This is a genomic window from Halalkalibacter flavus (assembly GCF_036663575.1).
Taxonomy (GTDB): domain Bacteria; phylum Bacillota; class Bacilli; order Bacillales; family Bacillaceae_D; genus Halalkalibacter; species Halalkalibacter flavus.
Map to the genome: position 1 here is coordinate 1 of NZ_JAWRVK010000365.1, position 246 is coordinate 246.

General features: G+C 58.9%; 1 protein-coding gene. It reads left to right on the top strand.

What is annotated here, in order from left to right; translation table 11 throughout:
- On the top strand, positions 1 to 246 hold a 246-nt coding region (locus tag SAY88_RS26240), incomplete at both ends, for a discoidin domain-containing protein (protein WP_431308935.1).

Consider the following 246-nt stretch of genomic DNA (forward strand, 5'->3'; position numbering starts at 1 on the left):
CGTCGGCCCACAACATGGAAGAGTCCGGACAGAGAATCACGGCGGTGCCTGGTGCCCGAAGCAGCAGATCACCACTGAACCAAAAGAATGGCTGGAGATCGACCTCCACTCTGTGCACGTTATCACTGGAGCGGAGACCCAGGGCAGGTTCGGCAACGGTCAAGGCCAGGAGTTCGCCGAAGCTTACGTTCTGGAGTACTGGAGGCCGCGGCTTGGGAAGTGGGTACGATACAGGAACATCAAGGG